The 21,126-nt window shown below is 69.2% G+C and carries 21 protein-coding genes; 9 read left to right on the top strand and 12 right to left on the bottom strand.

What is annotated here, in order from left to right; translation table 11 throughout:
* Nucleotides 1–174: 174 nt before the first annotated feature.
* The 7 genes from CES90_RS16315 to CES90_RS16285 form a co-directional block, all read right to left on the bottom strand.
* A complete protein-coding gene (locus CES90_RS16315; protein ID WP_189783317.1) occupies nt 175–1,227 on the bottom strand; it encodes a serine hydrolase domain-containing protein in 1,053 nt (350 codons plus the stop codon).
* 88 nt (nt 1,228–1,315) lie between these two features.
* On the bottom strand, nt 1,316–2,413 hold the full coding sequence (locus CES90_RS16310; protein WP_189783316.1) for a glycosyltransferase family 4 protein: 1,098 nt from the start codon (nt 2,411–2,413) through the stop codon (nt 1,316–1,318).
* On the bottom strand, nt 2,410–2,946 hold the full coding sequence (locus CES90_RS16305) for a dCTP deaminase (protein ID WP_120051345.1): 537 nt from the start codon (nt 2,944–2,946) through the stop codon (nt 2,410–2,412). Before CES90_RS16305 ends, CES90_RS16310 begins: the two co-directional genes overlap by 4 nt.
* Nucleotides 2,943–3,482, bottom strand: a complete 540-nt coding sequence (gene dcd / locus CES90_RS16300) for a dCTP deaminase (protein WP_120051344.1) — start codon at nt 3,480–3,482, stop codon at nt 2,943–2,945. The genes CES90_RS16305 and dcd overlap by 4 nt, the downstream gene beginning before the upstream one ends.
* Complete coding sequence (locus CES90_RS16295; protein ID WP_189783315.1) at nt 3,479–4,708, bottom strand: metallophosphoesterase; 1,230 nt, start codon at nt 4,706–4,708, stop codon at nt 3,479–3,481. The genes dcd and CES90_RS16295 overlap by 4 nt, the downstream gene beginning before the upstream one ends.
* The gene (locus CES90_RS16290) at nt 4,705–5,988 is read right to left on the bottom strand and encodes a UDP-N-acetylglucosamine 1-carboxyvinyltransferase (protein ID WP_189783420.1); all 1,284 of its coding nucleotides are present in this window, start codon (nt 5,986–5,988) and stop codon (nt 4,705–4,707) included. The genes CES90_RS16295 and CES90_RS16290 overlap by 4 nt, the downstream gene beginning before the upstream one ends.
* A gap of 35 nt (nt 5,989–6,023) precedes the next feature.
* Nucleotides 6,024–6,461 (bottom strand): ATP-binding protein, encoded by a 438-nt coding sequence (locus tag CES90_RS16285; protein ID WP_120051342.1) that lies wholly within the window; start codon nt 6,459–6,461, stop codon nt 6,024–6,026.
* 175 nt (nt 6,462–6,636) lie between these two features.
* Between CES90_RS16285 and CES90_RS16280 the strand changes: the two genes are divergently transcribed.
* Together CES90_RS16280 and CES90_RS16275 are read left to right on the top strand one after the other, a co-directional pair.
* The gene (locus tag CES90_RS16280; protein WP_189783314.1) at nt 6,637–7,911 is read left to right on the top strand and encodes a helix-turn-helix domain-containing protein; all 1,275 of its coding nucleotides are present in this window, start codon (nt 6,637–6,639) and stop codon (nt 7,909–7,911) included.
* Nucleotides 7,908–8,456, top strand: a complete 549-nt coding sequence (locus tag CES90_RS16275) for a flavoprotein (protein ID WP_120051340.1) — start codon at nt 7,908–7,910, stop codon at nt 8,454–8,456. The genes CES90_RS16280 and CES90_RS16275 overlap by 4 nt, the downstream gene beginning before the upstream one ends.
* Nucleotides 8,457–8,462: 6 nt before the next feature.
* On the opposite strand, the gene CES90_RS16270 is transcribed toward CES90_RS16275, so the two are convergent.
* The 4 genes from CES90_RS16270 to CES90_RS16255 all read right to left on the bottom strand — a co-directional run bounded on the left by CES90_RS16270 (nt 8,463) and on the right by CES90_RS16255 (nt 13,022).
* Nucleotides 8,463–10,139, bottom strand: a complete 1,677-nt coding sequence (locus CES90_RS16270) for a relaxase family protein (protein ID WP_189783313.1) — start codon at nt 10,137–10,139, stop codon at nt 8,463–8,465.
* Between the two features lie 4 nt (nt 10,140–10,143).
* On the bottom strand, nt 10,144–10,545 hold the full coding sequence (locus CES90_RS16265; protein WP_174856918.1) for a MobC family plasmid mobilization relaxosome protein: 402 nt from the start codon (nt 10,543–10,545) through the stop codon (nt 10,144–10,146).
* Nucleotides 10,546–10,933: 388 nt separating this feature from the next.
* A complete protein-coding gene (locus CES90_RS16260; protein ID WP_229913845.1) occupies nt 10,934–12,259 on the bottom strand; it encodes a DUF3631 domain-containing protein in 1,326 nt (441 codons plus the stop codon).
* 520 nt (nt 12,260–12,779) lie between these two features.
* Nucleotides 12,780–13,022 carry a helix-turn-helix transcriptional regulator gene (locus CES90_RS16255; protein WP_189783312.1) on the bottom strand — a complete coding sequence of 81 codons (243 nt, stop codon included), beginning with the start codon at nt 13,020–13,022 and terminating at the stop codon, nt 12,780–12,782.
* A 467-nt stretch (nt 13,023–13,489) separates the two neighbouring features.
* Between CES90_RS16255 and CES90_RS16250 the strand changes: the two genes are divergently transcribed.
* Together CES90_RS16250 and CES90_RS16245 are read left to right on the top strand one after the other, a co-directional pair.
* Nucleotides 13,490–13,807, top strand: coding sequence for a helix-turn-helix domain-containing protein (locus CES90_RS16250; protein ID WP_189783311.1), 318 nt, complete (start codon nt 13,490–13,492; stop codon nt 13,805–13,807).
* A gap of 1 nt (nt 13,808) precedes the next feature.
* Nucleotides 13,809–15,164, top strand: a complete 1,356-nt coding sequence (locus CES90_RS16245) for a tyrosine-type recombinase/integrase (protein ID WP_189783418.1) — start codon at nt 13,809–13,811, stop codon at nt 15,162–15,164.
* A 66-nt stretch (nt 15,165–15,230) separates the two neighbouring features.
* On the opposite strand, the gene CES90_RS16240 is transcribed toward CES90_RS16245, so the two are convergent.
* Nucleotides 15,231–15,668: a hypothetical protein gene (locus tag CES90_RS16240; protein WP_003974483.1), complete on the bottom strand. Its 438-nt coding sequence runs from the start codon at nt 15,666–15,668 to the stop codon at nt 15,231–15,233.
* Nucleotides 15,669–15,713: 45 nt separating this feature from the next.
* On the opposite strand from CES90_RS16240, the gene CES90_RS16235 reads away from it, so the two are divergent.
* The 5 genes from CES90_RS16235 (at nt 15,714) to CES90_RS16215 (ending at nt 21,120) form a co-directional block, all read left to right on the top strand.
* Nucleotides 15,714–16,085 carry a hypothetical protein gene (locus CES90_RS16235; RefSeq protein ID WP_189783310.1) on the top strand — a complete coding sequence of 124 codons (372 nt, stop codon included), beginning with the start codon at nt 15,714–15,716 and terminating at the stop codon, nt 16,083–16,085.
* Nucleotides 16,086–16,896: 811 nt separating this feature from the next.
* Nucleotides 16,897–18,225, top strand: a complete 1,329-nt coding sequence (hemL, locus tag CES90_RS16230; RefSeq protein ID WP_189783309.1) for a glutamate-1-semialdehyde 2,1-aminomutase — start codon at nt 16,897–16,899, stop codon at nt 18,223–18,225.
* Entirely contained in the window at nt 18,222–18,896 is a 675-nt protein-coding gene (locus tag CES90_RS16225) for a histidine phosphatase family protein (RefSeq protein ID WP_189783308.1), read from the top strand. Before hemL ends, CES90_RS16225 begins: the two co-directional genes overlap by 4 nt.
* Nucleotides 18,897–19,183: 287 nt before the next feature.
* Complete coding sequence (locus CES90_RS16220) at nt 19,184–20,452, top strand: polysaccharide deacetylase family protein (RefSeq protein WP_189783307.1); 1,269 nt, start codon at nt 19,184–19,186, stop codon at nt 20,450–20,452.
* Between the two features lie 65 nt (nt 20,453–20,517).
* Complete coding sequence (locus CES90_RS16215; RefSeq protein ID WP_229913844.1) at nt 20,518–21,120, top strand: TlpA family protein disulfide reductase; 603 nt, start codon at nt 20,518–20,520, stop codon at nt 21,118–21,120.
* The last annotated feature ends 6 nt before the right edge of the window (nt 21,121–21,126 follow it).

The raw sequence follows: 21,126 nt of genomic DNA, 5'->3' as shown, positions 1-21,126 counted from the left end.
GCTCTCGACGGGGCACATGGACATTCTGTGCGCCGGGTGGGACAGGAGCCCATTGTGAGGCAGCAGAGGCCGGAGCGCTGCTACTTTTGCGTGATCCTTCGGAGTTGCCTCGCGGACTCCGCCTTGGACTGAAGTGCGACGGTACGCCTGGTAGGTGCCCGAAACCTGCACTGTTCAGGCGAAGACTTGAGAACGGAACTCGTCGCGGACGCGGGTGAGCGGTTCCCGCTCGCGGCTGTAGTAGAGCTTGTTGGTGAGCAGAGTTGCCCAGCGGTCCTTCCTGGGGGCGAGCCACATGCCGGTGCCTGTGAAGCCGTAGTGCACCCAGACGTCGTCGGCTTCCGGCGTCGTGCCAGGTGCTGGGTGCCAGAACAGGCCCCGGGGCGGCGTCAGATCCCCGGTGTGGATCTGGAGAGATTCCTTGATCCAGTTAGTGCCGAATCCGGGTGATGCGCTCAGCTGGTTCGGATCGAGGACATAGCGCAGGAACGTGGCGACGTCGTCGAGGACGGAGAAAGCGCCCGCGATGCCGCACACGCCGCCGAGCAGGCGGGCGGAGAAGTCGTGGGCGAGTCCCTTGAGATGGGTTCCCGTGCTGTCGTCGAGTTCGGTCGGTGCGCAGCGGGCCGCCGCTTCGGGACTCAACGGCCCGAAGCAGGTCTGTGTCATGCCCAGCGGTCCCCAGACGCGGTCGGCCGCGAGCGCATCGAGCCGCTGGCCGGAGAGGTGTTCGGCGAGGTAGCCGAGGATGAGGGCGGCGCGGTCGGTGTATTCCACGGCCTCACCGGGCGGCCGGTGCAGGGCTTCTCGCAGGACGCCGTCGCGGACGTCCTGCGGGTCCGTGCCGTACAGGTTCTTGAGGTTGGCCCGGAGCGGGACGCCGGCGGTGTGGGTGAGCAGGCGGCGTGCGGTTACCTGCGCCAGTGGGTGTTCGCTCACTTCGCACCACAAGTCGCCTAGTGGTGCGTTGAGTTGGAGTTTCCCGTCCTCGACGAGGCTGCCGATGGTCGACCACACCGCAAGGATCTTGGTGAGGCTGGCGACGTCGAAGACGGTGTCGCACTGCATCGGCTCGTCGGGCCGTTCGGGATCTAGGACGCCTGTGCTGCCGCTGGCCTGGGTTCCTCGGCTGTCACCGACGGCCCAGACGGCGCCGGGGTAGATCTTGTCGCGTGCACCGTCGTGGAGGAGTTGGTGGATGCGGTCGGTGTCGAGGTCGAGCGCCATGGTCTCCCGATCGATCGTGGGCCGTGAGATGTCCCGATGGTCAGCGTAGTGAGGGGGCTGGTACGAAACTGGTTGCGGCGCGGGCAGGTCAGATGAGCTGTTTGCCGAGGTCGGCCAGGGCAGCGGCGGTGGCTGTGAGGGGATAGCGAGTGGCGTTGGCGCGGCCAGCGACTTGGAGAGCCGGGAGCAGGCCGGGGGTGGAGCGGAGTCGTTTGAGGTCCTGGGCGAGGGCGGCCGGGTTGGTGAAGTCGGTGGCAAGACCCGTTGCGGCGAGGGTGTCGCTCAGCCCTGGAACGGGCTGGTAGACGACTGGTAGTCCGCAGGCTTGGGCTTCGAGAGCGACCAGGCCCATGGCTTCGAGGGTGGTCGAGGGCATGACGAGGGCGTCGTGGTCGGCGAAGGCTTTCCACAGCTGTGGACGGCTGAGCCAGCCGAGGTAGCGGACGTGGACCTTGAGCAGGCGTAGGAGCGGGGTCAACCCATGGAACTGGTGACGCGGCGCCGCGATGCTCAGTTCGACGGCCTGGGCTACGGGCATCGCGCGCAGGAGCGCCTCGATGCCCTTCTCGGCGGTGAGGCGTCCTGCGTAGAGCAGACGGAGGTGTCCGGTCGGTCGGCGGGCAGGGCGCGGCGGTGGGGTGGTGAGCAGGTGATCGGGCACACCCCAGGGAATCTTCTCGATCTTCTTACGCTCCATTGTGGGCGCGAGCTGAAGGAGCCGATCCGCCATGGCGCCCGTCGGGACGACGATGGCGTCCGCGAGACGCGCAGTTTCCCGCAGGACACGCATCTGGTCGCGATGGGCCTCGGCGAACAGCAGGTCGGTGCCGTGGACGAGCGCGATCCGGGGGCGTGCGGGTAGGGCGCGGATCAGGGCGGGGGTACCGCCGAAGGCGAGATGCTGGAGGTGAAGGACATCGATGCTGGCCGGGTTGATGCCCTGCGTCAGGGCCCGACGCAACGCGTTGACGTACGCCGTGAAAGGCGGCCCAGCGAGGCATTTGCCGGGCACGGTCAGCAACTCCAGCCCCGAAGGTACGTGGGGTGGAGGCGCCTGCGGGGCGAGCATGAAGGCGCGGGCCGGCACCAGCGGGTCCTCGCCGGTGTAGAGGTCGAGAAAGAGCTCGACGCTGCCGCCGGCGCTGCCGAAGGGCAGGTCGAGGACGGTCGCTACCCGAGGACTCATGTGGCACCTCCGGCGAGCTCTTCATAGAGCCGCGAGATGTCGATGCCTGCGGTCGCCGCGTACTTGAGGCCGTGCTGTTGGTAGCTGGCGGGGGTTCCGAGGCAGCGGAGGAAGACGAGCTTGCCGAAGGTCATCCGGGGATAGACGCGGACGGGTCTGGCGGCGCGGATCTCCAGGGTCCAGTGGATGGCGTGGCCTTGGTGGCCGAGGGGCGCGGAGACGTGGACCCAGATGCCGAGCGCGCCGGTGGTGCGATTGCCGTTGAGGAACTGGGCGTACGCCTCCGATCCGGTCCTCTCGTGGGTGATGCCGAGGTAGAGCACGCCGGGGTGCAGGACATATCCGGAGTCCGGGATGGCGGTCTCGGCGTACGGCGTTGGAGAGGCCGCGTCCAGATCGGTGTCGCAGATGCGCAGGGTGTCGCCGAGGCGCCAGTCGTAGGCGTTGGGGGAGAGGCGGGCCGGATCGTACGGGTCGATCACGATCTCGCCTGCGGTTTGGGCGGCGGCGATCGCGGGTCCGGTGAGGATCACGAGGCCACCGCCCGGAGCTTGGTCACGTCGCGCCAGTAGGCGGAGGGCTGCGGGCCGGTAGCTGCCTGGTACTTGCCTTCGTATGGCGAGATGGGGCCGGCGGAGGCGAAGAACATGATCTGTCCGATCCGCATGCCCGCGTAGACGCGCAGGGGGCGGATCGGCGTGAGCATCAGGGTCCACTGGCCGTGGAAGCCGATGTCCCCGATCGGGGCGGTGATCTCGACGAACAGCCCGAGCCGGCCGACGGAGGACCGGCCGAACAGCAGCGGGACGAACACGTCGGAGCCGACCTCTTCGAGGGTGTGGCCCAGGTAGAGCTCGCCGGGTTGGAGCACGTATCCGTCCGGTCCGATCGCGAACTCGGTGGTCGGGTTTGGTTGGTGGGCGTCCAGGACGCCTTCGGCGTAGGCGAGCAGGGTGGGGCCGAGCCTGACGTTGTAGCTGTTGGGGTTGACCTGGTCGGGGGCGAAGGGCGTGATCCGTAGGCGGCCGTCCTGGGCGGCGGCGGTGATCTCGGGGCCGGTGAGGATCACCGTGTGCCTCCTTGAGCGGGCGTGGTGAGGACGTGTTTGAGGGCCTGGCTGAGGAGTAGTCCTGCGGCGTGGGAGCGGCCCGCGAGGTAGTTGTCCGCGAGGTAGTCGGTGGTCAGCACCGTGGTGACGCCGTCCGGCAAGGGGTCCGGCAACACGACGAGAGGACCGGCCTGTTCTGTGAGGAAGGCCAACAGGCCGGGCAGGTCCTGCCAGAAGTCCACTGGGACGCGGGCGTGGACGAGCTGGTTGTCGAAGGGCTCGATGGCCAGCAGATCGCCCAGCGTGAGGATGTCGCCGAGTGGGACGGTCCGCAGCGCGGTGTCGTTGAGGATGATCGCGTCGGCACCGAGCCCGCTCCTCAGGCGGGCGGCCAGGTCGACGAGCAGGCCGCGGCGATCGAGTGTCTGGTGTTGATACGTCCGGGCGATCGGCCCGATAGCCACCGCCAACTCCTTCCTGGCCCGGCCGATCTCCTCGATCGCCTCCGACAGCTCGGCGGCGAGAGCAGCTGGCGTCCGGTCCGGGAAGCTCGTGGAGCCGGCACCCCAGCCCGGCCCGACCGGTGCGGCGACCGCGTACCCGTCGGCGAGTTCCTGTCCTTTGACGATGAGCGTGTCGCCCACGCGCGCCGGGCCGTACTGCTCGGTGTGGCAGTGCCCGGCGAAGATCACATCAAGGAAGGGGCAATCAGCTGCCAGTTTGAGGTCTTCGTCGAATCCGGAGTGGCTGAGCAGGATCCAGCTATCCACCTCGTGGTGGTGGGCGAGCAACAGCTCGCGCAGCGCCTGGACTGGATTGATGACGCGGTGTTCGGCGCGCTCGCCGACGGGAATCGAGTGGAAAGCCTGCTGACCGATCACCGCCGTGATGCCCACGCGTCGGCCGTCGATCTCGACGATCCGCATGCGGCGGAAGAGCGCGTCGCCGGTGTCGGCGTGAACGGCGTTGGCGCAGACGGTGAGCCGGTGGAGATCCGGTTCGAAATGGTGCGGCCAGCCGTGGTTGCCGGGCGCCAGGATGTCGTACAGCTTGAGCAGGATCTTGCGCTCGATGGCGCCGTGGGCGAGGCGGTAGTAGCCGGAGCCTTCGAAGAAGTCGCCGCAGTCCACGATGAGCGAGGTCGGACGGAGAGCGTGGAGGTGGGCCAGGAACGGGGCGGCGTTGTCGAGGGCGGAGTGGACGTCGGTGGTGGCCACGATCTGTCGCAAGGCGCGGGCGGCGGTCATGGGGTGACCTCGCAGACGTCGGCGCCAAGAGCGCGAAGCTTGCCGGGCAGATCGGCGTGGCCGCGGCGGAGTTGGTCGAGGCCGCCGACGGTGGTGACGCCTCGCGCGGTGAGGCCGGCGACCATGAGGGCGGAGCCGGTGCGGATGTCGGTTGCCTCCACGCCCGCTCCGGTCAGTTGCTGAGGCCCGGTCAGGCGGCACTCAGTGGGGGCGATCTCCTCGATCTCGGCCCCCAGGCGGGCCAGTTGGGGCAGCAGGTTGCCGTGGCGGCCGGGATTGATCGCGTCGGCGAACAGATGCGTGCCGGGCAGGCCGAGGGCGAGTGCCATCAGGGGCGGTTCGAAGTCAGCGTCCAGTCCGCCGGGGCTGAGGGTGGCGATAGCTCGCAGGGGGCGGCTCGTCGGCCGTGTGTCCTGGGCGTGGACGCGGAGGGCGTTGTCCTCTGCGCTGGCCGGGATTCCGAGGCGGCGGAGGGCAGTTACGAGTGGGGTTACGTCCTTGCCGTGCACGCCGTTGACACGAGCGGTACCTCTGGTCGCGGCGATTGCGCAGGCCAGTGTGCCGGCCTCGATCTTGTCGCCGGGCACCTGCCAGACGACGGCGTCCTTCTGGCCGACAGAGGGCGGGGAGAGCGTGAGGAGGTGCGCGCTGATCTGGGTCTCCCAGCCCACCGAGCGGAGGGCGTCGAGCACGGACAGGACTTCTGGTGAGAGGTTGGGTTCGCCCAGCTGCAGGGGGCGACCGGTTGTCACGGCGCGCAGCACTGCGGCCACGGTCGCCCCACGGGAGCGGAACGGCAGCACCAGGGACACGGTGCCGGTGCGGGGTGTGACGGCCTCGATGCGGTAGCCGGGGTCGTCCTGTGCGCTCCGGTCGCCGAACGCCTCGTACACCTTGAAGTGCAGATCCATGCCGCGAGCGCCGATCCGGCAGCCACCCGGCCAGGGAAGTCGGGCCTCGCCGTGCCGGGCGAGCAGGGCGGGGACCAGGTAGTACGAGGCGCGGATGTGGGCGGCCTGCGGCAGCTCGGGATGCGTGTGTCGGCTCTCGGTCGGCATGAGTACTGCGGTTGTCTGCTCGCCGACGGGACGGGCAACGTGCCAGCCCGCCTGCTCCAACAGGGCCAGCAAGATCTTGACGTCCGTGTTCGCAGGGATGTTGCCCAGCCGCACAGGGCGGCCAAGAGCCCCTGCCGCGGCCAGCAGCGGCAGAGCGGCGTTCTTCGAGCCATCCACGGTGACGGTGCCGGTGAGTGGCGGGCCGGGGCGTACGGCGATCACCTCGGCGGCCCGAGTAGAGGTGCTGGTGGGCACGGTCAACTCCTTTGTAGGGGAAGGGAAACGGTCGTCTTCGTCGCCGGGCGGACGGGCAGGGCGATCTCGGCCCAGCACCGCTTGCCCGTCGGCGTCAGTTCGGCGGCGTACCGGTCGGCAAGAGCGGCGACGAGGAACAGGCCGCGACCGTTCTCGCCGTGCTCGTCCGGGAGGCCGGGCCGAGGCAGCACCGGACTGGAGTCGCGCACCTCAACGCGCAGGACGGCTGCGAGCAGCTGCACTTCCAGCGAGACCTGACCTCTGCCGGCGTACCGGACGGCGTTGGTGACCAGCTCGCTGATCACCAGCTCGGCCGTGTGCACCACCTCGTCGTCCAGATCCACCTCCCAGCCCTGTATCGCCTCCACGGCCTGGTGCCGGACGGAGGCGACCGCGGTGGGGGTAGCAGGTACGGACAGGGTGAGCTGGTGCGCTGCCATGAGCGGCCTCCCGACGTTGGTGCGGCCACTTCACGCAACCAGCTCGTAGCAGTGGGTGGTTAGTCCAGGTGCCGGCGGTGCATCGGTTATGCAGGAGCTGCATCACGGCGAAGTACGGCTGACCTACGCTCGGTTGAGCAGGCAGGATCGGCGACGGCAGAAGGGGCCGTGGCAGATGGCCGAAGCACACAGGGAAGCGAGACGGATCGGCGAAGTGATCCGTCAGGCACGAGTGTTACAGCGGCGCTCGCAGAAGGACGTCGCCGCCGCGCTCGGCTACCACCAGTCCAAGGTGAGTCGTCTGGAGGGCGGCCGTGGCACGGAGGACATCCGTGTCCTGCGTGCCGTCGCGCAGGAACTCAAGATCCCTGCCCAACAGTTGGGTCTTGCCACTGCTGTTCCCGACGCCTCCGCCACCGATCCCGAAGCAGACGACATGCACCGCCGTACCTTCCTCGCCGCGAGCATCGCCGCGCTCGCGCCCCCTGCCGCCTCGGCCGCCGCCCACGACGATCTCGTCCAGGCCCTCCTCCCGGGACTGAGCGCGGCAGGTACCGACGCCCCCTTGGACACGATCGCGCTCCGAGAGCGGGTCGGGACTGCCCGCAAGCTCTTCTACACCTGCGACTACACAGAGCTGGAGCGCACCCTGCCCGGCCTGATCGCCGACCTCAGACTGGCATCCAGCAGCACGACGGACAGCGATGTGCTGTCCGCGCTGCTGGCCACGACGTACCAGACTTCCACCAGCCTGCTACTCAAGCAGCACGACCAGGGCAACGCCTGGCTCGCGGTCGGCCGTGCGATGGCCGAGGCCGAACGCTCAGGCGACCCCATAGTGTTGGCCTCCAGCGTCCGCGTAGAGGCCCACGTCCTGGCCCGCGAGAAGCACACCGCCCAGGCCGTCACCCTCGTTCGCCACACGGCCGATCAGCTCACCGGCTCGTACGACCGCCGCTCTCCGAAGCATCTCGCAGCCGTTGGGCTGTTGCTGCTCCGCGGTGTGACCGCAGCCAGCGGCGGTGGCGATCGCGCGGCCACTGAGGAATTCCTCGCCGAGGCCAAAGAGGTGGCCCGGTACGTATCTCTCGACCAGCCCGATGCCTGGGCCAACTTCAGCCCGACCAACGTCGCCCTGCACGAGCTCAGCGCCCTGGTGGCCTTCGGCGACTCCGGCCTCGCACTCCAGGCCGCCCGCCCGCTCATGCGTCGGCACATCCCGGTCCCCGAGCGGCGGGCGGCCCTGTGGGTGGAGACAGCCCGCGCCTACAGCCAGCAGGGCCGCCTCTCCGACGGCTACCAAGCCCTGCGCATCGCCGAGACCTGCGCCGCCCAGGACGTCCGCCGACCCGCCGTCCGCGACCTGGTCGCCGACATGGCCGCCCGCGACCGCCGCCGTACTCTGCCGGAACTGCACCACTTCAGCCGCCAACTGGGAGTCCCTGCGTGAGTGAGCCGACCGACCCGGAGAAGAAGCCCTTCCTGTACGTCGTCGTCTGCGCCTGCGGCATCGCCGACGACGTCGGCAAACTGATCACCGCTGCGCAGGGGCAGCACTGGGACGTCGGCGTCGTCGCCACGCCGCAGGCACTGGGCTTTCTCGACACCGAGGCGATCGAGGCGCAGACCGGCTACCCCATCCGCTCCGCCTGGCGAACGCCCGGCGAGGCCCGCCCACTGCCGCCCGCCGATGCCATCGCGGTCGCGCCGGCCACCTTCAACACGGTCAACAAGTGGGCGGCAGGGATCTCCGACACCCTGGCACTGGGCATCCTGTGCGAGGCGTACGGCATGGGCATCCCGACCGCCGTCCTGCCGTATCTGAACTCGGCGCAGGCCGCCCACCCCGCCTATCGCCGCAGTCTGGACTGGCTGCGGGAGATGGGTGTGCTGATCGGTTCGTACGAGCCGCATCGTCCGAAGGCCGGGGGCGGGGCGGACCGCTTCCGCTGGGAGGAAGCGGTGGAATTGCTCACCCCCAAGCTGTCCGCCTAAGCCTGATCAGCGCTGTCGTGTCGAATGCGGCGGAGATTGGACGGGTGGGGTTGGGCGCTGCGTGCCGCTGAGCTTCGCTGCTTGGGCTTGTGGACTGGGTGCGTGGCGTTCGCCGAGGCGGCGGATGCGCCAGGTCAGGGCGCGGGCGGGACTGTGGGCGTCGTCCAGGGTGCGCTGGCCGAGGGCCTGGTCGAGGACGGTGGCTGCGTTGTGTCCTGCTGCTTCTGCCTCGGCGAGCACGGTGGCGAATGCACCCCAGGCGGGATCGGCCAGGATGCGCTCGGCGTGTTGCGGTACTGCCTCCTGGAGGTGGTGGGCGTAGCGGCGCTTGGTCTGCAGGCTAGGGGAGCGGCGTGCGAGGTCCGTTAGGACCGGGCCGGCGACCTGCGCGTACGCGACCTGCAGATGGACGAGGGCTTGTTCCGCTGCTGCCTCCTGTTGGGCGTGCTGGCGGGTGCGGTGCCAGTGGATCGCGTAGGCGACCGCGGTGAGCGCGACGTCCAGCAGCATCGCCAGCCCGGCACCGTCCCCGTGCTGTGTGGGGTCCTTCCAGATCGCCTGGACGCTGCGACGCAGAGCGCGGGTGCTGTCGAGGTCGGCGGCGATGCGGGAGCGGGTGGCGCGCTCGAAGACGGCCGCGGCCTGTTCGAGTTCGGCCTTCAGCGTCGACGGTGCGGTGACCGGCAGGAGGTCCAGTGCCGCCCCGAGCGCGACCAGCTGTCCCTGCCCCGTCGGGTCGTCGCCGTGGGTGAGGTGGTGGGGGATGCGTTCGGTGGCGTTGGTCGCCTGGTGCCACGGGTTGCCCGGCCGGACGGTGGCCCGTTCGGGGCTGGTGGTGGCGAGACGCCGGCGGATCTGGGGGAGGGAGAGGTCGGGGGCGAGGGTGGAGCCGGAGTAGAAGACCGGCTGGCCCTTGTCGTTGGTGTCGCCGGGCAGGGCGAAGTTGCAGCCGAGTGCGTCGCCGGACGGGCCGTGCTTGAGGCGCACGTTCACGCCGGTGGCCTCCAGCAGGGCGAAGAACTCGGCCTCGTCCGCTGCGGCGGCGACGGCTCGGCGGACCCGCAGGCGCAGGACGTCGCGGGAGGTGGCGTCCTGGCCCAGGCGCTTGGCCTTGAAGTGTTCCTTGCTGGTGGGGCGTTTGGCGGCGGTGCCGTCGCCCGGCTTCAACCGCCTCAGCCCGTAGTCGATTTCGATCTTTCGGGCTTCGCGTTGGACGGCGCGCTGGTCGTAATCGCGCTGGGGGCGCCTGCCGTCTTGCCGTACGAGGGTGGCGGCGATGTGGATGTGGTCGTAGGCGTGGCGGACGGCCACCCAGCGGCAGGCTTCGTCGTCGCCTGCGGGGGCGATGCCGGCGGCGGCCACGATCCGGCGGGCGATGTCAGCCCACTGGGCGTCGGTGAGGATCGGGTCTTCGGGTGCGGCACGGACGGGGCAGTGCCACACGGTGTACTTGGGTGCCTTGTCGCCGAGCATCTTCACGGGCTGGTCGAGCTGCGCGGCGAGCTGGGCCTCTACTTCCTTGGGGTCGCGGTGGGGGCTGCGGCCGGGGTCGGGGGCGAAGTTGTTCCAGGAGGCCACCAGGTGCGGGTCGATGTGCTCGTTGGCCCGGCCCTTGCCGAAGAGGTAGCCGATCGTGCGGCGCGTGGCCTCTGGCCCCTTGCCGAGGATGATCTTCGGGATCAAGGGCTCACCGCCCCTCGGTGATCTGGGCGACCGCGGTGTCCACCTCGGCGATGGACGCCTCGACACGCTCCAGGAGCCGTTGGACGGTGTCGGGGTGGGGCCAGGCGCCGTCCTTGTTGAGGTGCCAGGTGAGCTGGTTGAGGTTGTTGCCGATGCCGCCGAGCTGCCGGTTGGCGGCCATCAGCGTCTGCACCATGGCGCGGTAGTCGGCGACGGTGGCGGTGGGGTCGTCGGCGCGGGCGGCGGCGAGCGCGCACTCGGCGACGTAGCCGCCGGGCTGCATGCGGCTCAGGGCGGCGGCCTTCTGGACGAGGGCGAACTCGTCGTCGTTGTAACGGGGGTGGACGCGGTGCTCGCGCAGCTGTTTGTCACGCAGACGGCGACGCGGCGCAAACTGCTGTGGCACATTCGACGACGACTCGCTGCCCCCACTCCCGGTCGGCTCCCCCGGGCCGACCGACTCCGGTGCCCCTGCGCCGGATGCCTCCGCCCCCTCCAGGGCGGGAGCCGGGTAAGGACTCCTTACCCGACAACTTGCTGCGCGTGTGACGGGGGTAGTGGCCATCTGTTCCTGGGGCATGCGGTGTTCGGGGTGCAGGTCGCGCATCGGAGTACTCCGTTGTTACGGGGCGGCAGGTGTGTCACGTGCGTCGCATCCGTCCCATGCCTGGTCAGCACAGGTACGGACACTCGGGCAGGTACGGAGAAGTCCGTCCCGGCGAGGACATCCGTCCCCGCGCTGACCTGCGCGGGGACGGATGCGACGGATTGATACGGACCCTGAGGGAGGTGGGTCAGCGGGCGGGCGTGGGGCCGGTGGGGCCGCCGGGCGGGCCGACGGGCAGCTGGCCCGCCGGGGCGGCGGGCGGCTTGCCCTGGGCCCGGTGCGCAGGTGTGGCGTCGTGCGCGGGGGCGGGCGCCGTCTCGGTGAGGTCGGGGCAGTGCCGGGCCCAGCTGTCGAGGAACCGGTTCCGGGCGTACCCCTTGGCCTGCCTGCCCTTGTCGAAGCGGTAGTTGGCCGGGCTGATGCCGAAGTCCCTCAGCATGTTGCCCAGGTGGTGGGCGTTGAGTCCCTTGGTGCCGTGTTCCGCCCAGGGGGCGTCGGCGTCCTGGAGCAGGGTGGTGACCAGATCCAGGGAGGACATGGCTTCGGGGTTGCCGTGTGCCTGGAAGATGCGGTGGATGTCGCGCAGCAGCCTTGTCTTCAGGTTGGTCTGCTCGTCCTGGACGGCCTCGTAGCGGGTCATCGCGACACAGGCCGCACGGGCACGGGCGGGCCAGTGGCCGCCGGCCAGGTCGGCGATGATGACCAGCGGTTCCCAGGTGTCCGCCGCCCGGTCCTCCACCGGCATGGTCGGCGCCATGCGGCCAGCCGTGCCGCGCAGCGGTCCCAGCCAGGTGGCCAGCTTGTCCCGCAGCGCGTTCAGTTCCGGTGTGGCGTAGCGCGAGCGGAACGGGGTCACCTTCTCGCCGGGCTTGCGCTTTTGCATGCGGAGCACGACCGCCCGGTCCGTGATCGTGTCGGGCAGGTCGCCGATCGAGGCCAGTGCGGCCATGGCGAAGGTCGGATACGGGGTCGGCTTGTGCTCCGGACCGGAGATGCGCCAGGCGGGCCGGTTGCGCTGGTGTCCGGCGTTCAGCAGGCCGCGCAGTTCCTCGTTCTCGCCCGCCTTGCTGAAGATGGTGTCGGCCTCGTCCACCAGGATCGTGCGCGGGTTCTTGCCGATGACACGGAAGAGCACGGCCGTGGACATGTTCACCGTCATGATCGGCTGGTGCACGGTCTCGTGGAGCACGTCCAGCACCCGGGACTTGCCGCAGCCCTTCGTCGGGCCGACGACCGCCAGGCGCGGCGCGTGCTGCAGAACGCTCTGGATGTGCGTGGCCGCCACCCACAGGGTGACCGCGGTCAGCGCCTCGTCACTGGGCAGCACGACGTACTTGCCGATCGCCGCCCGCAGCTCATCCAGCAGTTCCGCACCCTCACCGGAACCCTGTTCCGAGGGGGCTGCCGGTCCCCGAGGAGGTCGGGGACCGGCCTCCTGATCCGGTCCCCGTGCGTCGACGGGACCGGTCCCCTCCTGCTGGGCGGTTCCCGCCACGAGGGTGTCGGTCCCCACCGACTGGCGGGGACCGTGCTCACCGTCCCCACTGCGGTCCCCTGGTGCAGCTACCGCCTCTTGGGGATCGGTCCCCGATTTCCCGCCGCTGGCCTGCGGGTTTGCACCGGATGTCGATTCGGGGACCGGGACGTGCGGGGACCGAGTGCCGGGCACGTCGCGGGGACGGTCCCCAACTGCAGCATCGGCAGACGTCTGGGGACGGTCCCCGTCTGCTTCCGCTTCTGCTGGGTGTTCGGCGGTCCCCGACGCGGGGGACTGTGTGTCCTGCTGATCGCTGCGGCGCCAGGGGATGCCCTCGCCGGGGACCGCGGGAGTCGGCCAGACGGTGGGGGAGGTGTTCGTGGTGCTGGGGGACGTAGAGTCCTCCATAGGCGTTCCTCTCCGGTGAGGGGCAGGACGGGCAAGGTCCCGCCCCTCACCAGCTCGTTCGTTCAGGGATGGGCGATCGGCAGGGGAGTCTTCGGCCCTCGGCGTTGGCGCGCCGGGGGCCGCTTCGTTGTCCGCGTCAGATGCGGGATCAGGCCGTGAGGTCGTACGACGTCTGGGCGTCCAGCCACGCGTCCACCTCCGGCCAGCGGTAGCGCAGGTGACGGCCGACCTTGTGGACGCTGGGGCCGATGCCCCGGTACTTCCACTGGTAGAGCGTCTTCACCGGCACTCCGAGATAGGCGGCGACCTCCGCAGGGGTGGCAAGCGGGCCACGCTGGGCAGCCGCAGCGGTGGCAGGGGCGTTGGTGCTGCGGGGAGGGGTCTTCGGCACAGGGCTCCTTTTCGGTCTTGAACAATGGGCTGGACAACACAGCCACACCACCCGGAGAAAAGTCCAGAGTTGGTTCTGAAACTCCTCACTACTTCTTTCGGTGTGGCCGGGGAGAGGGAAACAGTAAGGGTGGATCCCCGGTTGCCGAAATCGCTCCCGCCGGGCCCGAAATTTTCTAGCGGCGAAGCAACCCGCCGAGGTGCCGGAATCCGGTACCTCTGCAGCTCAGAGGTGACACATGGCGGTCAGGGATGACGTGACTGACCCGCCGGGCATCATGGCTTATATGTGCTCAAATCACCCATATCGAAAACGGCGAGGGAAGGTAACACGATGCCTCGGCCGAAACGCCTCGCGAGGTACCGGAATTCGACGAGACGAACGCCACTTCGCCCCCGAACGACTATTGGAGAGTTTAAGAGCTAACTCTTGCCATGGCGGCCGGCTGCAAGTTACAGCTATCTGTCATGCCCAACCGACCTGTCGAAATAGGCCCCGCCGGCCTCCACGCCGCCCGCGCCATCGAGCACCTACGTCTCGTGCGCGGCCTGACCCAGCACCAGCTCGCCGCCCGCTGCACCCAGCTGGGCCGTCCGATGGCCAACACCGCCCTCAGCCGCACCGAACGCGCCCGCCGCCGCTGCGACGTAGACGACCTCGTCACGATCGCCACCGCGCTCGGCGCCCCTCCCGCAGCCTTGCTGCTCCCGTGGCCGACGCACTCCCCGGTGTCGCACGCCACCTCCCACTTCCTCATCCCCACCCAGGAGGCCCTTCTTGGCTGACGTGTACGACCGCTGGCACAAGTCCCACCCCAAGCCCACCGAGGTCGAGTGCGGCGAGCACAAGAGCCGTACGAAGCGGATGGTCCCGACTGCCGACCACGGCATCGGTAAGCGTTGGCAGGTCCGTTACCGCGACCTGGACGACCGCCAGCGCAAGGAGAACTTCCACACGAAGGCCGAGGCGGACAACCGCGCCGCCGAGGTCGACGTCGAGATCCGGCAGGGCTCCTACGTCGTCCCCGCTGAGACGAAGCAGACGCTCGTCGCCTACGCGCAGAAGTGGCTCGACGCGAACTCCGTCGGCCCGACGACTGCGCTCCGCTATGAGGCGACGGTCCGCAACCACATCACCGAGCACCTCGGCCGACGCGAGCTGCGATCCCTCAACCAGCCCTCGGTCATCCAGGGTTGGATCCGCACACTCCAGGACGGCGGCCTGGAGGTGTCGACGATCGAGGGCATCTTCGACATCCTCTCCAGCATCCTCGGCGCGGCCGTGGAGGACGGGCTGCTGCCGAAGAACCCGTGCAAGGCGAAGTCGGTCAAGCTCCCGACCGCGACCAAGAAGAAGATCATCCCTTGGCCACTGGAGCGCGTCCGCGGGGTCATCACCGGACTGCCGAAGCGCTTCCAGGCCGGCGGCAAGCTCGCCTTCGGCTGCGGTCTGCGGCAGGGCGAGTTGTTCGGCTTCGCCGTCGAGGACATCGACTTCAAGGGCGGCTGGATCCACGTCAACCGCCAGGTGCGGCTGGTCGGTACGAAGCCCGTCTTCGCCCTGCCCAAGGGCAACAGGATCCGGTCAGTGCCGCTGTCGGCTCAGCTCGCCGCCGCCCTCAAGGCCCACATGAAGGAGTTCCCGCCGGTCGAGGTCACCCTGCCGTGGACCAAGCCGGACGGCGAGCCGAAGACCTTCCGCCTCCTCTTCGTCGACAAGAAGGGGCGGGCCTACAACCGCAGCGTCTTCAACATGGGCGACTGGAAGCGCGCCCTGGCCGCCGCCGGCGTGATCCCTCCCCGCGAGCGCGGAGCGCGCTACCTCCAAGCGGCTCCGGAAGACGGCATGCACGCCCTCCGGCACGCGTACACCTCCGTGCTCCTGGACGCGGGAGAGAGCATCAAGGCGCTCTCCGAGTACCTCGGACACTCGGACCCGGGCTTCACGCTGCGGACGTACACGCACCTGCTGCCGTCCAGCGAGACCCGCACCCGCAAGGCGATCGACGACGCCTTCACAGAAGCCGAGGGAGAAGCCGAGGCAGAAGCCGACGCAGAAGACGAGGACGACCGGCCCGACACCCAGGGCACATCAGCGCCCCCAGCAAAACCCATGTGCCCTCAATGTGCCCTGGCCGCCTGACGGCCTCTCTCCGCACATGACGAGGGCGGGGTCAGAAACCCCGCCCGAAACCCCTGATACCCCAAGTCAGGGCCACACAAGGCAATAAGGCTGATGCCCCGCCTCATGCAGACGATGGCTGAAATCCTGCCACTCGTGCAGCAGTTGGTACACGTTGAACGCGTCGCGGGGGCCGCCGCGGTCCGGGACCGTCGACCAGATGAACGCCGCCGCGCCGACCGCCTCCTCGCCGATGCCGCGCAGGGGGTCCACGACGGTCATCGGGAGCTTCACGACCGCGTAGTCGGGGTGGAGGACGACGAGTTCGAGCGGGGGCACCTTGTGGAGGGGGACGCCTTCGATGCCCGTCAGCACCATCGCGGCCATCGTCTCCGGCTTGATCTTGGTGAACATGCCGTTCATGCCGAGCTCGTCGCCGCCGAGTTCCTCGGGACGCATCGAGATCGGGACGCGGGCCGCGGTCGCGCCGTCGGGCGCGCCGAAGTATTTGTAGGTCACCCCCACCCGACCACCATTCCTGCTCCCCGCTGTATGGAGCCGGTCGACCACTTGGTCGAGGCGGTCCGCACGGCTTCTGCGATCCGCGCGGCTCCCGCGATCCACCAGGTCAGGCCGGTCCGTCCGGTCCGTCTGATCCATTCCGTCCACACGATTTACGCGATCCACATGATCGGCACGTTCCATACGGTCCATACCGTCCATACGGCTGCGCCGCCCGATCCGCTCAGGCCCGCCCTCCCGGTTCCGGTCGGCGTCGCCGGTTTCGGGCCGGTCGGCACCATTCTGAACCCGGTCGGATTCGTCATCGTTCCAGTCCGTACCGCCCCGGGGACGGTCAGGAACGCCCGGGATACGGCCCGTACCGGTCTGGTTCCGGTCAGGACCGTTCTGCGCACCGCGCCGGCGGCGGGAGAAGCGTGAACCCTGCTGCTGCTCGCGCGAGCCGTCCTGCTCCCGGCCGAGCGGGTCGCCCGACGAGCCTTGGGCGCCCTGCGTGCCCTGTATGCCTTGCGTGTCATGTGAGTCGTGTGTGCCGTGTGCACCCTGCGGACCGTACACGCCCTGCTGGTCGTACGGCGCGTACGGGGGCTGTGACCCTGGCGACCCCGGGGATGCCTGGGGATCCACCGAACCCTGCGAGCCCGGCTGTCCCTGTGGTCCGGTCGAGCCCAATGACCCTAGTGACCCCAGGGAACCCAACGGCCCCAGCCCGCGCGTGGGGCCGGAGGGACCGGTCTGCCCGGCGGGACCCGTGGGGCCGTTCGGGACGCCCGGTCCGCCGGGTCCGCTCGACGCGGCTCCAGCCGCTCCGGTCTGCCCCGGCCCAGCCGCCCCCGGCCCGCTCAGATCGCCGGACCCGCCACGATCCACCGACCCGCCACGATCCACCGGCCCGCCACGATCCACCGGCCCGCCACGATCCACCGGCCCGCCACGATCCGCGGACGCGGCCCCGCTCCGGTCCGCCGACCCGCCCCGCTCCTGCCGTGATGTCTCCGCAGTCTCTTCCGCCTCGCGCCGGTGCCTTCCCCGCCGGGCACGACGAGGACCGAGGTCACCGGTCCCCTCGCCCAGTCCGCCACCGCGATGCATATCTCCACCCGAACGCATTTCTGGGACGCGTGGCCCCCGCCGCGCCACCCGATCATCGTGTCAATGACCTCCCCTGCGGCCGCCCGCCGAAACGTGCGTTGGAACACCAGCCCGCAGGATCTTCGGAGCCTCTGACACCATGGCCTGTGTGAGCTATCCGTACGAAGCCCCAGTTTCGCAGACTCTTTTCGAGCGCGCGGCGGCCGTCACGCCCGGCGGCGTGAACTCTCCCGTGCGCGCCTTCCGCGCCGTGGGCGGTACGCCCCGGTTCATGGTGTCCGGTACCGGTCCTTATCTGACCGATGCCGATGGACGTGAGTACGTCGATCTCGTGTGTTCCTGGGGGCCCATGATCCTCGGGCACTCCCGGCCCGAGGTCATCGCCGCCGTCCAGGAGGCCGTCTCGCGCGGTACCTCCTTCGGTACGCCCGGCGAGGGTGAGGTCGCGCTCGCCGAGGAGATGGTGGCCCGCGTCACTCCCCTCGACCAGGTGCGGCTCGTCTCCAGCGGGACCGAGGCCACCATGTCGGCGATCCGGCTCGCCCGCGGCTTCACCGGCCGCAGCAAGGTGGTCAAGTTCGCCGGGTGTTATCACGGACACGTCGATTCGCTGCTCGCCGCGGCCGGGTCCGGTGTCGCCACCTTCGCCCTCCCCGACACCCCGGGCGTCACCGGTGCCCAGGCCGGCGACACCATCGTCCTGCCCTACAACGACCTCGACGCCGTACGCGCCGCCTTCGCCGCCCACCCCGGCGAGATCGCCTGCGTCATCACCGAGGCCTCCCCGGGCAACATGGGCGTCGTACCGCCGCTGCCGGGCTTCAACCAGGGCCTCAAGGATGTCTGCGCCGAGAACGGCGCGCTCTACATCTCCGACGAGGTCATGACCGGCTTCAGGACCAGCAGGGCCGGTTGGTACGGGATCGACGGGGTCGTCCCCGACCTCATGACCTTCGGCAAGGTCATGGGGGGCGGTTTCCCCGCCGCCGCCTTCGGGGGGCGCGCCGACGTCATGGCGTATCTCGCGCCCGCCGGGCCCGTCTACCAGGCCGGCACGCTCTCCGGGAACCCGGTCGCCACCGCCGCCGGCCTGGCGCAGTTGCGGCTGCTGGACGACGCGGCGTACGACGTCGTCAACGCCGTCTCGGCGCAGATCCAGGGGCTCGTCACCGAGGCGCTCACCAAGGAAGGCGTCGCGCACACGCTGCAGAACGCCTCCAACATGTTCTCCGTGTTCTTCACGGAGACATCGGACACCCCGGTACGGAACTACGAGGACGCCAAGGCGCAGGAGTCGTTCCGGTTCAACGCCTTCTTCCACTCGATGCTGTCGCAGGGCGTCTATCTGCCGCCGTCGTCCTTCGAGTCGTGGTTCGTGTCGACGGCACACGACGAGCGGGCGGTTCAGCGGATCGCCGACGCCCTTCCGGCGGCGGCGCGGGCAGCGGCGGAGGCCACAGCGGCATGAGTGACATCACAGTCGTCCACCTGATGCGGCACGGTGAGGTCGCCAACCCGGACGGGATTCTCTACGGGCGCCTCGCCGGCTACCACCTCTCCGAACTCGGGCGGCGCATGGCCGACCGGGTCGCCGACCACGTCGCCTCCCGCGACGTGACGTACGTCGTGGCGTCCCCGCTGGAGCGGGCGCAGGAGACGGCGACGCCGATCGCCAAGGCGCACGGGCTGGACCTCGCGACCGACGCGCGGCTCATCGAGGCCGACAACGTGTTCCAGGGCAAGACCTTCGGCGTCGGCGACGGCGCGCTGAAGCGGCCGGAGAACTGGAAGCACCTCGTCAACCCCTTCAGGCCCTCGTGGGGTGAGCCGTATGTCGACCAGGTCGTCCGGATGATGGGGGCGCTCGACGCCGCGAAGGACGCGGCGCGGGGGCATGAGGCCGTGCTCGTCTCGCACCAGCTGCCGATCTGGATCGTCCGGTCGTACGTCGAGAAGCGGCGCCTCTGGCACGACCCCCGGCGACGGCAGTGCACGCTCGCGTCGTTGACGACCTTCACGTACCAGGGCGACAAGATCGTGTCGGTGGGGTACAGCGAGCCGGCACGGGATCTCGTACCGCCGCATCTCCTGGCGGGCGCCAAGCCGGTGAAGGGCAAGGACAAGGCCTTCGGCGCGTGAGCGCTCCGCTTGGCGTGCCGGGTTCAGGAACCGCTCGGGCCGTACGTCTCTCTTACAGACGTACGGCCCTTGGCGTGTTCAATGTCTACGCTCGCCCCGCCCGTGTACGCCCCGTCACAAAGCGTACGAGGAATGGCATCTCGGTGTAATAAAGGCAAAGTCTCTTAAATATGTGCTAGATCGACGGAACCCGCGCGTTTCCCGCGGCCTCTAAAACGGTGTGCTTCACCCCAAGTGGGGTGTGAACTGACCTAGGGGGCGCAGTGCGCGAAATATCTCGTAGGGGAATGATCGGACTCGGTGCCGGTGTGGGCGCCGCGGCCACGCTGGGGCTCGCCGGGTGCGGTACGGGGCTCGGCAGCGGTGGTGGGTCCGGGCGGTCCGGCGGCTCGGGCTCGGGCTCGGGTAAGGGCGGGTCCGGGGGCGGCGGTGAGAAGAAGAACACCGTGAAGCCGCTGGGCGACGGGTCGACCGCGAACACCGGGAAGCAGCCGAACCAGCCGGGGAAGCCGAAGGCGTTGGAGGCGGGGGAGACGCCGCCGCAGTTCGTGGTGTTCTCCTGGGACGGGGCCGGAGATGTCGGGAACGGGCTTTTCGAGCGGTTCCTGAAGCTGGGGCGCGAGCACGAGGCCCATATGACGTTCTTTCTCTCCGGGATCTATCTCCTCCCCGAGTCGAAAAAGCGCACGTACCTTCCGCCGAACAACGCGCCCGGCGCCTCCGACATCGGTTATCTGACGGACGAGCACATCAAGTCGACGCTCGGGCATCTGCGGACGGCCTGGCTGGACGGCCACGAGATAGGCACGCACTTCAACGGGCATTTCTGCGGCGAGAGTTTCGGCTCGGTCAAGAACTGGACGCCCAAGCAGTGGCGCAGCGAGATCGACCAGGCGAAGGCGTTCGTGAAGGAGTGGAAGACCAACAGCGGCTGGACGGACATCGACCCGCTGCCCTTCGACTACGACAAGGAACTCATCGGCGGGCGGACGCCGTGCCTGCTCGGGCAGGAGAACCTGCTGCCGACCGCGCGCGAGCTCGGCTGGCGCTATGACTCCTCCTCGCCCGGCGGCCTTCAGGTCTGGCCGCGCAAGAAGCAGGGGGTGTGGGACCTGCCGTTGCAGTCCATCCCGTTCCCGGGCCGTGGCTTCGAGGTCCTGTCGATGGACTACAACATCATGTTCAACCAGTCCCAGAACTCCACCCAGGCCCCGCCCGCCAACTACCCGGCCTACCGCACCCAGGCCGCCGGCGCGTACGTCGCCGGGTTCCAGCGCGCGTACGAGACGAACCGGGCGCCGCTGTTCATAGGCAACCACTTCGAGGAGTGGAACGGCGGGGTCTACATGGACGCCGTCGAGGAGGCCCTCAAGCACATCGCCCGCGCGAAGGAGAAGGCCAGGGACGGGGACATACGGATCGTGTCCTTCCGCCAGTTCGTGGACTGGATGGACGCGCAGCAGCCGGACGTCCTCGCCAAACTCCAGACCCTCGGCGTCGGCCAGCAGCCGACGGGCGGCTGGAAGCAGTTCCTGAGGGCCGGTTCGGCGGCCTGACCTGGTCATCAGTGGGCCGTTGACCCCGCCGCAAGTCCGTGAAACGGGCATGCGAAACTTTTCACATGAGTGTCCGTACGAGCCGTAGTCGTGCCGCTTTGCTCTCCGCCGGGGTCTCGGCCCTGGCGCTGGTGTTGTCCGCCTGTTCGGGCGGGGGCATCCAGGGCGGTGGTGGCGGTACCGGCTTCGTCGCCGGCTCCGACGGGATCGCGACCGTGAAGAAGGGGGAGCGGGACACCGCGCCCAAGCTCTCCGGCAAGACCATCCACGGCGACGAACTCGATGTGGCCTCCGCCTACCAGGGCAAGATCGTCGTCCTGAACGTGTGGGGCTCCTGGTGCCCGCCGTGCCGTGCGGAGGCGGCCAACTTCGTCAAGGTCTCCAAGGACCTCGCCGGCCAGGACGTGCAGTTCGTCGGCATCAACACGCGTGACACCAGCACCCGCCCCGCACAGGCCTTCGAGGAAGAGTTCAAGGTCACCTATCCGAGCCTGTACGACCCGACCGGCAAGCTGCTGCTGCGCTTCGAGAAGGGCACGCTCAACCCGCAGCTGATCCCCTCCACGATCGTCGTCGACCGGGAGGGCAAGCTCGCGGCGCGGGCCCAGAAGCCGCTCACCGAGGAACTGCTGCGCAAGATGCTCAAGCCGATCCTCGCGGAGAAGTGACGTGCC

It is taken from the genome of Streptomyces capitiformicae, assembly GCF_002214185.1.
In the GTDB taxonomy this organism is placed as follows: Bacteria; Actinomycetota; Actinomycetes; order Streptomycetales; family Streptomycetaceae; genus Streptomyces; species Streptomyces capitiformicae.
The sequence above is the reverse complement of the archived record's forward strand: the minus strand, read 5'-3'. Positions and strand labels throughout refer to the sequence as shown.